Source organism: Paraburkholderia piptadeniae, from assembly GCF_900007165.1.
Classification (GTDB): domain Bacteria; phylum Pseudomonadota; class Gammaproteobacteria; order Burkholderiales; family Burkholderiaceae; genus Paraburkholderia; species Paraburkholderia piptadeniae.
Genome location: NZ_CYGY02000060.1, coordinates 1 through 14173, shown reverse-complemented (window position 1 = coordinate 14173; position 14173 = coordinate 1). Strand labels below are relative to the sequence as shown.

General features: G+C 57.8%; 12 protein-coding genes. 9 read left to right on the top strand and 3 right to left on the bottom strand.

The window, feature by feature from the left end; genetic code table 11:
- The 7 genes from BN2476_RS29290 to BN2476_RS29260 all read left to right on the top strand — a co-directional run bounded on the left by BN2476_RS29290 (position 1) and on the right by BN2476_RS29260 (position 8261).
- The gene (locus BN2476_RS29290; RefSeq protein ID WP_087737718.1) at positions 1-1227 is read left to right on the top strand and encodes a PstS family phosphate ABC transporter substrate-binding protein; all 1227 of its coding nucleotides are present in this window, start codon (positions 1-3) and stop codon (positions 1225-1227) included.
- A gap of 58 nt (positions 1228-1285) precedes the next feature.
- Positions 1286-2506, top strand: a complete 1221-nt coding sequence (locus BN2476_RS29285) for a PstS family phosphate ABC transporter substrate-binding protein (RefSeq protein ID WP_143811067.1) — start codon at positions 1286-1288, stop codon at positions 2504-2506.
- A gap of 15 nt (positions 2507-2521) precedes the next feature.
- The gene (locus tag BN2476_RS29280; protein ID WP_143811066.1) at positions 2522-2977 is read left to right on the top strand and encodes a hypothetical protein; all 456 of its coding nucleotides are present in this window, start codon (positions 2522-2524) and stop codon (positions 2975-2977) included.
- A gap of 244 nt (positions 2978-3221) precedes the next feature.
- Positions 3222-3761 carry a hypothetical protein gene (locus BN2476_RS29275; protein WP_087737716.1) on the top strand — a complete coding sequence of 180 codons (540 nt, stop codon included), beginning with the start codon at positions 3222-3224 and terminating at the stop codon, positions 3759-3761.
- A 105-nt stretch (positions 3762-3866) separates the two neighbouring features.
- Positions 3867-4946: a YncE family protein gene (locus tag BN2476_RS29270; RefSeq protein ID WP_087737715.1), complete on the top strand. Its 1080-nt coding sequence runs from the start codon at positions 3867-3869 to the stop codon at positions 4944-4946.
- A 982-nt stretch (positions 4947-5928) separates the two neighbouring features.
- A complete protein-coding gene (locus BN2476_RS29265) occupies positions 5929-7134 on the top strand; it encodes a PstS family phosphate ABC transporter substrate-binding protein (protein ID WP_160111774.1) in 1206 nt (401 codons plus the stop codon).
- Between the two features lie 2 nt (positions 7135-7136).
- A complete protein-coding gene (locus tag BN2476_RS29260; protein WP_087737713.1) occupies positions 7137-8261 on the top strand; it encodes a PstS family phosphate ABC transporter substrate-binding protein in 1125 nt (374 codons plus the stop codon).
- A gap of 568 nt (positions 8262-8829) precedes the next feature.
- Here the strand turns inward: BN2476_RS29260 and BN2476_RS29250 are convergent.
- The gene (locus BN2476_RS29250; protein ID WP_087737712.1) at positions 8830-9264 is read right to left on the bottom strand and encodes an HU family DNA-binding protein; all 435 of its coding nucleotides are present in this window, start codon (positions 9262-9264) and stop codon (positions 8830-8832) included.
- 1317 nt (positions 9265-10581) lie between these two features.
- Between BN2476_RS29250 and BN2476_RS29245 the strand changes: the two genes are divergently transcribed.
- Together BN2476_RS29245 and BN2476_RS29240 are read left to right on the top strand one after the other, a co-directional pair.
- Positions 10582-11745: a GGDEF domain-containing protein gene (locus BN2476_RS29245; RefSeq protein WP_087737711.1), complete on the top strand. Its 1164-nt coding sequence runs from the start codon at positions 10582-10584 to the stop codon at positions 11743-11745.
- Between the two features lie 147 nt (positions 11746-11892).
- Complete coding sequence (locus tag BN2476_RS29240) at positions 11893-12648, top strand: H-NS family nucleoid-associated regulatory protein (protein ID WP_087737710.1); 756 nt, start codon at positions 11893-11895, stop codon at positions 12646-12648.
- 244 nt (positions 12649-12892) lie between these two features.
- Here the strand turns inward: BN2476_RS29240 and BN2476_RS46645 are convergent, their stop codons facing one another.
- Both BN2476_RS46645 and BN2476_RS29230 read right to left on the bottom strand, forming a co-directional pair.
- Positions 12893-13153, bottom strand: coding sequence for a hypothetical protein (locus BN2476_RS46645; protein ID WP_160111773.1), 261 nt, complete (start codon positions 13151-13153; stop codon positions 12893-12895).
- A gap of 122 nt (positions 13154-13275) precedes the next feature.
- Positions 13276-14173, bottom strand: an 898-nt coding sequence (locus tag BN2476_RS29230; RefSeq protein ID WP_143811064.1) for a nucleotidyl transferase AbiEii/AbiGii toxin family protein, incomplete at its 5' end; no start/stop codon positions are given.

Sequence of the window (14173 nt, the reverse complement as noted above, 5' to 3'; positions counted from 1 at the left end):
ATGAACCGCAAATTTGCTGGCGCTACGCTGGGCGTGGCGCTCCTGATGGGGATTGCCGGGTCCGCAACGGTGATGGCTGACACTGATACGACGGTGAGAGGACAGCGGGAAGGCGAGTCTACTGACGGTCTTGACATGCAGGCAGCCCGCGCGAGGATGATGACCGCTCGCGGTCGTCATGTCGCTTACACGAAGAAGTTTGATCTGTCCGGGCTGCCGGACTATGCGCCAAAGGAGAAGGTCCACGGCACGATCCGTATATGGGGAAGCAATTACATCACCGACGGGTTCCTTGGCGGTTATTGGGAGGCTGCATTCAAGAAGTACCAGCCCGATGCCAGGATTGACTGGCATATGAATACGACCCTGTCTGCCGTTCCCTCTCTTGCGCTCGGGGTCAGCGACGTGGGAATCGGGCGTAAGATCACCTTCCAGGAACAGGAGCTCTTCGAGCGTTCCACCAATCACTCGCCAGTCGAAATCGATATCGCGACCGGGTCCTATGATGTGCCGGGTTGGCAACCCGGATACGGCGTCGTCGTGAACAAGAACAATCCGCTTACCAGGATCACGATGGAACAACTCGACGACATTTTCGGTGCGGAGCGCACGGGAGGATGGGAGGGGACGAGCTGGCGTCCGAACTGGGCGCGCGGCCCTGAGAAGAATATTCGTACCTGGGGCCAGCTGGGGTTAGGTGGCGAGTGGGCCAATAAGCCTATCAACGTCTACGGACTGACACTTCGCTACCACCAGGCGACCGAAATTTCAGACCGCGTCCTCAAGGGTAGCGACAAGTGGAACGAGCATCTTACGACCTACGCCAACTACGTGTCGAAGAGCGGCAAGCTTGAGCGGGGAATGAACGAGGACCTCGCCAACGATCCGTACGGCATTGGAATCGTGGCCGCGCCGACGACCAATCTGACGGGTGGCGCCTCTGAGCCCACGCAAAAGATCCTGCCGGTGGCTTGGAAAGACGGCGGACCGTACGTTCCTTACACGCTGGACACACTGCAGAACCGGACCTATCCCCTCTACGACCAGATTTTCGCGTATCTGGATCATGAGGCCGGCAAGCCGGTGAACCCGGGCGTCGTCGAATTCCTGCGTTTCGTCTTGAGCCGGCAAGGTCAGGAACTGGTGCAGAAGGATGGCAAGTATTTACCGCTGACCGCTGAAGTAGCCAAGGCGGGCTTGCAAAAGCTGGATGCGCTTGAGAAATGAGCAGCTTCACTGTCGATATCTCACATGACGGGCTGACGAAGCCCAGAGGAGTTGCATCATGAAGCGCAGGAGCGTGCTTGCGGGGCTCTGCTCGGCACCTTTGGCGGCCGCGACGCTCGCGTCCCGGACCGCCTGGGCAACGGATGTGGCCTCGCCCACCACGGACGCTGCGGCCTTGTCGAAGGCGCGCGCCACCGGTACTAAGAAGCGGGCGGTGCGCAAGTTCTACCAGCCTCAGTTTGACCTGAGCGGTCTGCCGGAATACACGCCGGCACGGCAGGTGACGGGCACCATCCGGCAGTGGGGCAATAACTATATCCAGGACAGCCCCCTCGTCGATGTGTGGGAGCAGGCTTTCCGGAAATTCCATCCTGCGATCAGGTTCGAAGACAATCTGTCGAGTTCGTCGGTCGCGTTTCCCGGGTTGATCGCTGGTGTCGCCGATCTGGCGCCGATGGGGCGCCAGGCGCTGTGGGACGAACTGAAGGGGTTCGAGCGTGAGGGCGCCGAGGGCGGCGCAGGAGGGTCTGCCGCGGTCGACATCGTGGAGATCATCATGGCAACGGGCTCCTACGACGTGCGCGGCTGGACTTTCGCGTTGGGCGTCTTCGTTCATCAGGACAATCCCCTCACCAGGCTCACGTTCGAACAACTTGACGGGATTTTCGGCGCGGAGCGCGCCGGCGGGTGGGAGGGGCTGACGTGGCGGCCGGATTTCGCACGTGGACCGGAAAAGAACATTCGCACCTGGGGGCAACTCGGTCTGACGGGTGAATGGGCAGACAAGCCGATTAATGTATACGGGTACAACTTCAAGTATCACTTCGCCGATGAAATCGACAAGAAGGTATTGAAGGGTTCTGGAAAATGGAACGAGACATTGCGCATGTACTCGAACATGGCCGGACAAAAGTCCGATGGCACGCTAACGGGCGGAGGCGAACTCATGATGAACGACCTGTCGAAGGACAGGTACGGAATCGCCTACACAGGAATCCCGTTCAAGACACCCCAAACAAAGGTATTAGCGCTTGCCGGCAAGACTGATGGACCCTACATCGACCTCACGCTTCAGACCGTACAGGCGCGCCAATATCCGCTGACGCGAGACGTGTACTACTACCTGAAGCGTGAAAAAGGCAAACCAACGGATCCGAAAGTCAAGGAGTTCCTCCGATACGTTCTGAGCAGGGAAGGACAGACTGCGGTCGAACGCGATGGAAAATATCTGCCGCTTACTGCCGAGGCAGCCCGCGAGCAGCTTGCCAAGCTCGACTGAGGCGGGATGAATTCCATGAAGCGAACCCTCTTTCTATCCACGGCTTTCGTTCTCGCTATGCCGGCCTATGCGCAGTCTACCGCCCCGATCTTCGCGCAGCAGTTGGTCGACAAGGCGCTTGCTGCGCATCCAGAACTGACGGTGCTGGCATTGCATGTGACCCCGCCTGCGGCGGCCGATAACATCATCATTGCGTCGAATATCGGCCGCATCGGCAAAAAGGCTGACGATGATGATCTGAGTGTGCTTAATACCGGAAAGCCGCGCATCGAAATGACCAAGTCCGGCGATTTGTCGGTGGAAGTGCCGATGCATGATCACGGCGGACAAACGATTGGCGTCGTCGGCGAGACGTTCCGATATCACGCCGGCGACGATAAGTCGAAGACGGTCGAACTCGCGGAACAGGTCAGAGATGAATTGGCCTCTCAAACGCCATCACTCGCCAAGCTGTTCGAGCGGGCCAAGTAGCCAAACCTGCATAACCTTCACTTTGCTGTTCATTATCAGGCGCGCCGGCGCCTGAGGGGCTGTTACGTCTTGACGCGCGGCCGTAGCCAGGACCGGGAGGTAAGGAAGTTATTGCATCGGTAATCCCAGATCTCACGCAAACTTAATTTGGATTTAACACACGTTCATTTCCACTCAAGGTATCGAACCTAGAATCAATTCACCGTTTAACCGGTATCGACTCGTAGGCCATTTAGGGATAGACATGAAACCGTTGAAAAAGATTGCATTCGCAGCGATATTCGGCGCACTGTGCGTCGCATCTCTCTGGACCGCCGAAGCCGTGCATGCCGAAAACACCAAGAATTGGACACCGCCGTCGCATAAGATCTATGCGCAAACGCTGTCGGATCAGATCATGGCGCAACACCCGGAGCTGCTCAGTGTGACATTCCATGGAGTTCCCCCCGGTGCAACCGATCAGTACACGATGTTCGCCGGGTCCTATCCGGATCGCATTGGCAACGCAGACGATCCGGATGACATCGACATCAGTAAAAAGGGTATCACGATCGTTGATCCGAGATGGCATCGCGCGAATGACCCGGTGAAAAAGTTCGTCATGATGCTGCCGTTGCGTGACGCGTCCGGCGAAAACATTGGGGAAATCGTGATGGCCTACAAGATCGACGCCAATAGCGCAGGTAAGGGCGAAAAAGATTATTTTTTGGCGTCCACGGCGTTGCGCGACAGTCTCGAGAAGCAGATTCCAAGCTATGCAGCGTTGTATCAGCCGACCAAATAACTCCGCTTCCAATCTGTTCAACGTGCTGTCCGGCGGTTGAGGACAGTGCGCGGTGTCTTTTCGGGTGGTAAAAGCCCACCTCAACTTTGATGAAGGAGACGGAGAATGCGTGCGCGATTTTCCGCGATGCTGTCTTTCACGATGTTAATCGGACTTGCGCCCTACGCAGCGCAATGTTATGCCGATACCGCTGCGCCGGGGCCTGCGCCGCTCACGTTTGCCGGACGCAGCCAGTTGCCTGGTTACACTGGTGACTTTGATCACTTCGCAGTTGACCTGAAGGGAAACCGCCTGTTCCTCGCTGGCGAGGACGGCGGCACGCTCGAAGTCTTCAATCTGAAGACCGGCCAGCACGAGAAGACGATAAAGGGATTCGAGCAACCGCACTCAATCCTCTATCTGCCTGAACGAAATCGTCTGATCGTCACGGATAGCGGTGATTCCATGACCAAAGTGGTAGATGCCACCACGTACCGGATCGTCGGAAAAATCCAGCTGACGCCAGGTGCTGATTCGATGTTCTATGATCCGTCCCGCAAGCACATGTACGTCGTCACAGGCGGCAAGAACGCCAGGAACAAGATGGCGGACACAATCGTTTCGGAGGTCGATCCGGTGACCGGCAAGCGCATCGGGGATATCAAATTCGATACTGATTTTACGGAGTCGATGGCGGCTGAACAGAAAGGGAATCGGCTCTTTATCAATGTGACCGGGAAGAGCCAGATTGCCGTGGTGGACAAAAACACTCGTGCAGTCACGGCAATGTGGCCCATAAAAGACGGCGAGCTGAACGCGCCGATGAAGCTTGATGAAAAAAATCATCGCCTTTTCGTCGTAACGCGCAAGCCTTTCAAGCTGCTTGTCCTCAACTCTGATACAGGAGAGGAGATCACCAGCTTCAAGGCGCCCGAACGGACGAACGAAATGCTGTTCGATGCGGTGAATCACCGTATCTATCTTGCGGGTGACGACTACCTGTACGTGATCCAGCAAAAGGACGCTAAGCACTATGAAGAGTTGGCACATGTGCCCTCCGCGAAGGGGGCGAAGACGGCCATTCTCGTGCCGGCACTCAAGCGTGTGTATACCGCGGTTTCGCCGGGTGACGAAAAGGTTGGTGGGGAATTGATGTGGTTCAAGGTCAATCCCGGCAGTGCGCAAGATTCCGTTGCAGGCAGCTAGCACTGTGGTTCACGAGCAGGCGGGCGTTGGGATGCGCTATTTCCATATCCAGGAACGGCGACATATCAGCTCTCGTTTTAAAGGAGGCCGTTTTGACAGGATTGCTAGATCGTCTGAAGTTGTTCCAGCAGACGAGAGAGCAACCGCACCAACCGGTTTATGTGCCGAGACGGTGTCTTTTCGATCGCGGCCGAAGCTGTTGATGTGTGGGACGCAGGTATTCCCTGCGCTGCCCACGACGCGGGCTGGGTAAGCGGCAGACTGGACTCGTACGACGCACTTTGCCGATCGATGGCGCGACGCACGCGAGTTCGTCAGCGAGTCTGCGGGCTTGATATTGTCGGTGGCGGCAGACAGCGCGGGCGCCCAGATTCACGCCTCAGTATTTCATCTGCTGGCTGGGGATCACATCAACCGATGCCAGATTTTGCTGCATTCATTTATCCCGCCTTGGATGCGACGATGCGGCATGACACATGTTCGCGCTTCGGCTTGGGTTACTGGTTGACTGGTTGACTCGCAAAGCCATGGAGTGGCACTGGACACGATATCTCGGTCGACACCAGCGGGAACTCGGCGACCGCGTCTTCGACCTGCGCGTTTCACCGATGTACTCCCCAACATCTTGCGCGGTTTCCGAGCATTGGGGAGCGGACGCGGTAATGCGAAAGAACTGTTGTTTCTTTGGCGGTCGTTGAACAGCATCCATTCGCGGATATACGGAGTTAGTCCGTCGTGTGCCGCACTGTCGGCTGTATCGTGGGCGATTCGTTTGTGTCCGTTGAAGGCTTTTATTGGGACACGATGTTGGACTGGAATGCATAGGGGTGCAGGCCTAAATGCGGCTGCGCCAAAGTGCGTGAAGCATGGGAGGTTTTTTTTTGATCGCGACAATTAAATCCGCTTTAAGAATTACTTCTGATTGATGTCAGATTGGGCAGTTAGTGTTCTTTTATGCAAAGCCATGATGTGGAGCGAGACCATGTTGATGCAGACACCTGGAAATATGAGAAGGTCTTCTGGAAAATGCCGGATTATGCAACTCGCGTTGCTCGCGACCTGTCTTTCTCTATCGATGACCGGCGCGGCCGATGCTAAAGGCAGGATGTATCTCGTCGACCCCAATCTTCCGGCCTATCGTCCCAAGCCCGTGTCGCCACCGCACGGCCATGGATATGTTATGCGGGACGGGAAGGTCCGAATCGTCGGTTTCGACGACATGGCGGGGATGGTAGCGAAATGGGACGAAGAGTTCACGCGCGCACATCCGGGATTCAAGTTCAAGCCGGTCCTCAAAGGAAATGGGACGGCGATTCCGGCCATAACCTATGACATGACCTTGCTCGCTCCGGAGGGTGGCGGAGCGACGCTCCTGGAGTTGCTTCCCTATGAGAAGATCTACGGCTCGAAGAAGGATGTGGTCGCTGCGCTGGTCATCCGCGTAGGCCACGGCTCGCTGGACCCGGACGCGAAAATGAGCCCTCTGGGGATCGTCGTCGGCAAGGACAATCCGATCAAGTCGCTGACCGAGCAGCAGGTAGCCTCGATCTTTTCGACGGGCAGCGGCACTGGCGACGTAACCAACTGGAGCCAGCTTGGCGTGGGCGGAGCCTTGGCCGACAAGCCGATCCATCCCGCCGGCCTGTATTGGGATGCATACCAGCGACCCGAAGACCCGTCCATGGGCGAATTCATGATGTACCGTCATATGGGACAGTTTCCCGGCTACGTCTTCACGCCTAACTACGAACAATTCGTCCACTACCGGGACGTCGTGAAGAAGGTCGCATCCGATCCCTATGCCGTCGGCATCGTAGCGTTGAATAAGGTCGATCCGAGCGTGCGCGTCGTTCCAATCGTTACTGCCGATGGTCACTACCTGTCCACTGGATCAGTTTCAGATCTGATGGCAGATCGTTACCCCTATGGCCGTGATTTGTACATCTATCTCAGGCGAGAACCGGGAACGCCGTTCGATCCCCTGGCGAAGGAGTATATGCGCCTGATTCTGTCGAAACAGGGTCAGGAAGTCATCGCACAGGATAAGAAAGGATACCTTCCGCTCACCGCCGAAGAAGTGAAGGTAGAACTCGCGAAGCTGGACGCTGCCGATACCTGGCAAACCCGCACGAAGCAGGGTCCCATGCTCCACCTACCATTCCCGTCGCCCGAACCGGAAGGAAAATAAACATGAAAGTCAAACAGACCTTGTCGCGCCTGGTCCGTGTCCCGTGCAACGGGATGACGATCGCCGCTGCTTCCTGCGTCGGCGTCCTGCTGACATGCGCTGTCGTCATGCCGCTTCGCGCCAACGAAATTGACTTCGCGCAGCGGCCATACGTCCCGCAGCACGTGACTGTGCCCGAGGACAAGTCTTATGTCGTCGGGCCGGATACGGTCTTTGTGGCCGGAAATGACGTGCTGATCCCACTGTTCAACAAGCTTGACGTAGCATGGGCGAAAGTCGAGCCAAAGGTCAAATTCCAGAAAATCATGATGGGTTCGACCTTGTCGGTCGAAGGCCTAACCTCGGGGAAGTCAGCATTCGGACCTATCGGCCGCGGAAACCGTCGCCCCGAGGTCGACCAGTTCGAGCAGCGTTTCGGCTATGAGCCGACGTACTTGAAGATCGGCTATGACAGCAATCCGCACAACAAGCTGTCGACGGGGATTTGGGTAAATGCGAGCAATCCGATCAAGCAGATCACGCTGGAGCAGGCTGCGGCGATCTTCACGACCGGCGGTAAGGGAGGCGATATCACGCACTGGTCACAACTTGGCGTGCAGGGGGACTGGGGGCCGGTACCGATCCATCCATATGTGGCTCGGGACACCGACGCGATCCTCGCCATGATCGATGAAATGCGCGACAAGTTTGGTGGGCGGCCGTTCACGTCGCGAGTTGAGTGGATGCCGACCGAAGAAAGTGCGATCGATTCGGTCGCACAGGATGCCTTCGGAGTGGTCCTTATGGATTACTGGAACAACGAGGCTCCGATGACTGGGGTGCTGACGTGGAAACGGCTTCATGACCTCGGCCCGAAAATCAAGTTCGTACCCATGGTCATCGATGACGACAAAGGTACGCTGTCGGACGGGACGGTGAAAGGCCCGTTGCACCCGATGGCCTCGGCGATCGGAATTAATATTAATCGCGTCCCGGGCAAGCCGTTGGAACCTTGGCTGAAGGCGTATTGCGAATTCCTGCTTTCCAAGGATGCGCAGGATATCATCGGATCGCCTGAAATGAGGAAGGCAGGGTTCAGGCCACTCCAACCGGGCGAGGCTGCCGACGAGTTGAAGAAGATTGAATAGCTGCTGGTGTGCCGAGTTAGAAGTTCACGATTGAACGCTTGTTGGTCAGTTATTCGTTAAATCGCCTCAGAGATTGCATCCGGCCCGTTGGTGCTGGAGCAACATGGGTCGCTGACGCGACGACCGGATTGCGGGACAAGCGCAATGAAGGAGAAGTCGAATAGCAAGTGCTGGAAAGTCGCTGCGTCTGATGGTCGAACACTGGCTCGCTCCGGAGCCCGCGGCCCAGGTTCGCGTCATGCGGTTCAGAAACAGGCCTTCCATACCGGAATCCCATGTATGCGTCGAGGGATGCGACGCGACTGGCCGGGGTTGCAATGTTCTTCTTTCGTCACCGAGACGGCACATGGCGCATATTCTCACCGAGTCCGGAACGGCCCGCCATGTGTGCCGCTGAGGTTTTGACGAACTTACCCATCATACTAGCTTGTCGTACACGTCCAATGAGGGCGATCGTACAGTCGCATCTTGGGTACTCGCTTGACTGATGTAGAGGGTCGGCCTGGATTCCTGGTTATCTGAAGCTTCGGATACGATTAGGCCGACCCTCAACATGCACGAAGCCTACTTAAGCCGCCGCGTCCTTCAGTTTTTTCAGCGCACGCGCCTTGATCCGAACCGTGGCCGGCTTCGCCTCGAACCAGCGCTCCTCGCCGGTAAACGGATCCTTGCCAAAACGGCGCTTCTTCGCCGGTACCTGCTGAACGCTAATCTTCAGAAGACCCGACAGCGTGAACTCACCAGCGCCCTTCTTGTGGATCGAGCCGAGCATGGTGTCTTCCAGTGCAGCCAGAACCGCCTTAGCAGCTTTCGGCTCGACGTTGGCCGCCTGAGCAACGTGCGCGGCGAGCGATGCCTTGGTGAATTTCTCCTTCATCGGCGCGCCAGCGACCGGTTTTGTCCCCGTACCTTTCGCAGCCTTCGCGCTACCCGTGGTAGTAGGGGCAGCAGTCTTGCTTTTTGCGGCGACTTTCGGTGCAGCCTTCATTGCAGTCTTTGCCATGGTCGTGGTTGATTCACTCTCGAGTTAGGAGGCGCTTGCTACTCAGTTTATGCAGCAAGCAGGTGCATTCTATGACGCGCCATGATCGCTGTGTCAAGAAAATGCCTTAAAACATGCTCTCAAATGATTTTTCCACAACACAATTGGCCCGGTGTAATTCAAGGGCGGGCGGCATTTACCATTTTCCCGCTCTAGCAGGCCAGGAAAAGGTGAGGATTTCCAGGAGTCGGAGTTGGGGGGCGGTGCCACCCCCCCGGACGAGCCGGATGGTCACAACGCAGAGGGCGATACGGGGGACCTGTCCATCTTCGACCAAGCCGACGCTGTGAACCGACGTCGGCGCCGGACAGGGCATTTTCCGCGAACAGCTCCCGGTGGAAGCATGCCGCCGTTTGCTCGCGACGGATCCAATTGTCCCGGATTGGTGAGTGACTGGCCGGACGCGGGCAAGGCAGCGGAGATCTGGGCCGCTGGGATATCGGGTGTTTGGCGGCTTTCCGGTGGTGCTGTTTCCTGATCGCAACGTTCATGGCGCTAACGGTCGCGCATACCCTGTCGCTCGAACTGGTGAAGCTCACGCATGAGCTCATGGATCCAGTGACGTTAATAGTCGGAGAGATGTAGTGACTGGAAAAGCGTGTGAAGCCGGTTGCGCCAGTACGCCGTCGTGGTGGCGTCGGCAGTGCGTCGGAAAAAGAACGCGCTCAAAACCCGACCGGGATGCATGATGTCCCGCTCAATAATCGTATCTGTTTGCACCGCTGAACCGACTCCCCGTGAATGACAGCAATCCTGGAATAACCGGGGCGAACGCTACACCGCTCGCTGAACCATGGCAATCACCTGTACGTTGTCGTTTTTCCCCCGACCGGCGCTGGGCGTGCGGGAAGCTGCTACCCGTACGACGTTCATAAGCCTTCACTGATGCGCGCAGGTTAGCGCTTCCGTCGGACTTCTTTTGGGTGAAAGCTTGGGATGAGGACTGGAAGGTGACAGGCCGGGGCACAAGAGGTACCGCTTTCCTTACCAGATACGGATTTGGTGTTGCTACAACATGCTTCCAGCCGAGTGCGCCCATTGTCATGGATGAATACAGCCTTCAAACTGGCTTGCGAGACCGACCGGGAATAAAATAGCCCGTCTCGTCGACACGACTGCAATCGCCATGCGGCGAGCGTCGCAGGGAAGAAACAAGATTCGCTTGATATGAAGCGACGCGCGGTGAGTGAGGCCAGAGGGGGTGCTGACGTCGCATGTTGCCTCCTTACCGCTTTTTTGATCGCAGGCTGAAGGCTAACAACAACGTAACCCAGATCAATGTCCAGCACTGCCGTTCTTCTTGTGGTCGCCCTGGTGTCATGCGTCGCAAGCGCCGCCGTGCTTGGCAGCCTCGCGCGTCATCGCATTGCGGGTCTTGAGCGATGGCTCGCCGCGCACTGCATTTTATTTGTCGCATTCGCTCTGCTTGTTTCAGGGCGCGGTCATTACCCGCCACCAATCGTACTCACTGCCTGCACCTGCGTTCTTGCGGCCGCAGTGCTGATCCTGCAGGGCTGTCGTCGCTTTGCCGGCCGTCCGACTATCCGGAGGTACGAGTACCTTGGCCTGGCTGTGTCGGTCGGCGCCGTGTTTTATTGGGCTGTGTTTGCGCCCAATGAGAACGCGCGAGCAGCTGTGATGTCGGGCGTACTCGGCTATACACGAATGGCCGTGGGCTGGACCATCTGGAATTCCCGCATGGTGCGTCGGCGTCAGTACGGGCACTGGCTGGTCATCATGGCAGCGGCTGCAGGCACCGGGGTACATGCGTCGAGAATCGTTCATTGCATTTTCTTCGCCAGTCCGACGGCAAGCGTTCTAGAGCCGTCGGCATGGAATATCTGCTTCATTTCAGCCGGCATCCTTTCGCTGCTATTGCTTTCCATCGGCCTCGTCATGCTGGTGAACGACAGTCTCGTGGACCATGCGCAACGCCTCGCAACAGTCGACGAACTGACCGGCCTGCTGGCACGACGCGAGCTCCTGTTGCGCGGAGGAGAACTTTTGAAAGCGGCCCTTTCTTCCCGTTCGCGGCTCTCGGTCGCCATCATTGATCTCGATGACTTCAAGGTCATCAACGATCGGTACGGGCATCCGGCCGGTGACCGCGTCCTGCAGAAGTTTGCGATTGACGTGTCGCGGCAGCTTCGTCGTACAGACCTTTTCGGGCGACTCGGTGGGGAAGAGTTTGCGATTTTCTTCGCACAGACTGGACGGGAACAGGTCGCCGCACTGATTGAATCCGTTCTGTCGTCGGCCGGCGTTAGCTCAACACACGAAGAGGAGCCTCGCTGGAGCTTCAGTGCCGGTATCGACGAATGCCGTTCTGGCGATACGCTCAGCGACCTGATAAGTCGCGCCGACGCAGCGCTGTATCGCGCAAAGCGGAACGGGAAAGGGCGCGTTGAACTGGCAAGTTCGGATTCCCTAACTGCGGCGTGATACTTCGCGATTGAAAAGTGCAGTCGTCGTCTTTTAACAAACTGTAAAACAGGCGCGCGACATGCTCGCTGCTAGAGAGGATTGACACTAGCGCTTGACTAGTGCTGTGTGGCATAGTGCGGCCATCGCTAAACCAAGGGGGAAATAATGGCGACGCTCGAACAGGTACAGGCACGCATCGCAAAGCTGCAGGCGCAGGCCGGTGCTCTTGCCAATAAACAGTCGTCCACCGTCATCGCAAAGATTCGTGACCTGATGGAAAAGCATGGCTTGACCATCGCGGACATCGATGCACACATCGGCGGAAAGAAACGTGGCCGAAAGCCCGGCTCCAAAGCCGCTGTCAGCGCCGCGACGTCGGCGAAATACCGCGATCCGAAAACAGGCGCGACCTGGACGGGCCATGGCCGTGCGCCTGCGTGGATTGCGAGCGTCAAGGACCGCACGAAGTTTCTGATCGACGGTAGTGCTGTGCAAGCTGCTGCTGTGCCAAAGACGGCCGCAAAAGCGGGTAACTACGTGAGAGGCCCTCAGGCCGCCAAATACCGCGACCCGAAGAGCGGGGCGACGTGGAGCGGTCGCGGTCGGGCACCGGCATGGCTGGCTGGTGCCAAAGATCGTTCGAAGTTCCTGATTGCAGGCGCGGAAGAGGGCGTCGCAGCTTCGAAACCCGCGGTGGCAAAAAAGGCAGCGGCGAACAAAACAGCGACCGCTGGGGTGGCAAAGAAGAAAGTCGCCGCGAAAAAGAGCAAGACGGTCGCCAGGACGCCCTCTGCAAAGAAGGCCGCGGTAAAGAAAAGCCCGGCGAAAAAGGCTGTCGCGAGAAAAGCACCAGCGAATGGGACTGCTGCAGCTTCTGTTATGGCACCGGGCGTTGCGGTAGCTCCCACTGAAGCGTCCTGATCCAGGATCCGACGGAAGGGGCAGGAACCTTCAGAAAGACCTGCCTCTTGTTGTGCCCGGAGCAGTCGCTCGACGCGCCGCTGTGGTCCCCGATCCCGACATGTCCAGCTGATCTGCGCCGGCCGTGTCATCATGACTGTTCCGCGGTGGCCGGCGCGATTGCCCGATCATCCGGGATACTTTTCAGACCGTAATTGGCTCTTGTCGGGGATGTATCGGCATCCCTGGCGAAAGATCAAACAGGTTACGCAGGGAGCGCGTACGCGTGGAAGACGAAGATATCCAGGTCGATCTTTACGAGATCGTGGCGTCGGGCAGTGGCGATACCGTATGGATCAATGGCAACGATGGACTCTGCTGGGCGAGATTCAGCAAGAGATTCGGTATTGACGTCCACCGAAGTGCGTCGATGCCGCAGGCCGATACCGAATGTCTCTATTGCACGCACGGCAAGGCCGACGTCGACGATTGGGCGATCTTTCGCGCCGAAGTTTTGCGGCATCATGGCGTCTTCGTTGACGCAGATACGCTTTCGTTCGCGTGAAATCGAGCCCCTGAGCGGGTCAGCGTGACCGATCGCGTCGGCCTGCTATCGAGCCTCACCTCTCCGGAACTGCTCGCCCTCGCTTAGCCATGATCGAGCACGGCAAAGCCGTCCTGCAGCAAGGTAGCCTGTTGGGCAAAGCGCGTTGCGTCGCGCGCCTTGAGTTTGCCGAGATTCTCCAGTTTCCAGCGGATGGCCGGCAGCTCGCGCAGATGCTCATAGGGCATCAGTGACCAGTCGGGCGCAAGCCGGACGAGCGAGACGAGAAATTCGCGGTGCTGCCCGCTCAATGCGCGCGGGAGATCATGATGGAGCCGTGTCTGCACCGTCTCCAGTATATGCAGATCCACGGGGTCGACCGTCATCCCGACGAAGCCGCCCTCATACTCGTGCTCGAGCGATCGCGGCTTTGCAAAGAGCACCTCGTGAACGGGCCGGTTGTGGCCGACGAGGTAGCCGACAAACGCTGAGACGAAATCCTCGCGCAGCCCGTACGTGTCGTACATGTGCTGCACGTCGAAAATATCGCGCGGATGTTGCCGGTCGAGTGCAGCCACGAGCTTGCTGCCGTACAGCTCCGCATCATCGAGCGTCGGCACCTCAAAATCGACACGGAACATGCTCTGCGCGCGCGGCACGACACTGCGCATCACTGTTGGCATCAGCGTGCCGCGGAAGACGTAGGTCACCTCGACTTTCACCTGGGCGTCTGCAGACGATGCGGTCAGCTTCACATCGTCACCCTGATGCCGGCCACTGGCTGCCGCCACCGTGACCGTGTGCCCCTGCCTTTCGATTGCTGCCTTCGCCCGCGTCAGCTCGGCGTCAATGATCGCAAGCGCCTCGCGTCGGTCGGGGCCATGCGCACGCATGACGACATCGATGTCGACCGACAGGCGGGGCAGGTCCTGCACGAACATGTTGATCGCCGTGCCGCCCTTCATCGCGAAGTGGGGCGTGTCGGGGTATCCGTCCTTTTCG

Coding starts and splice junctions, on each gene's coding strand:
- BN2476_RS29285 (WP_143811067.1), top strand. CDS start 1,286: ATGAAGCGCAGGAGCGTGCTTGCGGGGCTCTGCTCGGCACCTTTGGCG.
- BN2476_RS29270 (WP_087737715.1), top strand. CDS start 3,867: ATGCGTGCGCGATTTTCCGCGATGCTGTCTTTCACGATGTTAATCGGA.
- BN2476_RS29260 (WP_087737713.1), top strand. CDS start 7,137: ATGAAAGTCAAACAGACCTTGTCGCGCCTGGTCCGTGTCCCGTGCAAC.
- BN2476_RS29280 (WP_143811066.1), top strand. CDS start 2,522: ATGAAGCGAACCCTCTTTCTATCCACGGCTTTCGTTCTCGCTATGCCG.
- BN2476_RS29250 (WP_087737712.1), bottom strand. CDS start 9,264: ATGGCAAAGACTGCAATGAAGGCTGCACCGAAAGTCGCCGCAAAAAGC.
- BN2476_RS29290 (WP_087737718.1), top strand. CDS start 1: ATGAACCGCAAATTTGCTGGCGCTACGCTGGGCGTGGCGCTCCTGATG.
- BN2476_RS29275 (WP_087737716.1), top strand. CDS start 3,222: ATGAAACCGTTGAAAAAGATTGCATTCGCAGCGATATTCGGCGCACTG.
- BN2476_RS46645 (WP_160111773.1), bottom strand. CDS start 13,153: ATGATGCCGCAAAACTTCGGCGCGAAAGATCGCCCAATCGTCGACGTC.
- BN2476_RS29240 (WP_087737710.1), top strand. CDS start 11,893: ATGGCGACGCTCGAACAGGTACAGGCACGCATCGCAAAGCTGCAGGCG.
- BN2476_RS29245 (WP_087737711.1), top strand. CDS start 10,582: ATGTCCAGCACTGCCGTTCTTCTTGTGGTCGCCCTGGTGTCATGCGTC.
- BN2476_RS29265 (WP_160111774.1), top strand. CDS start 5,929: ATGTTGATGCAGACACCTGGAAATATGAGAAGGTCTTCTGGAAAATGC.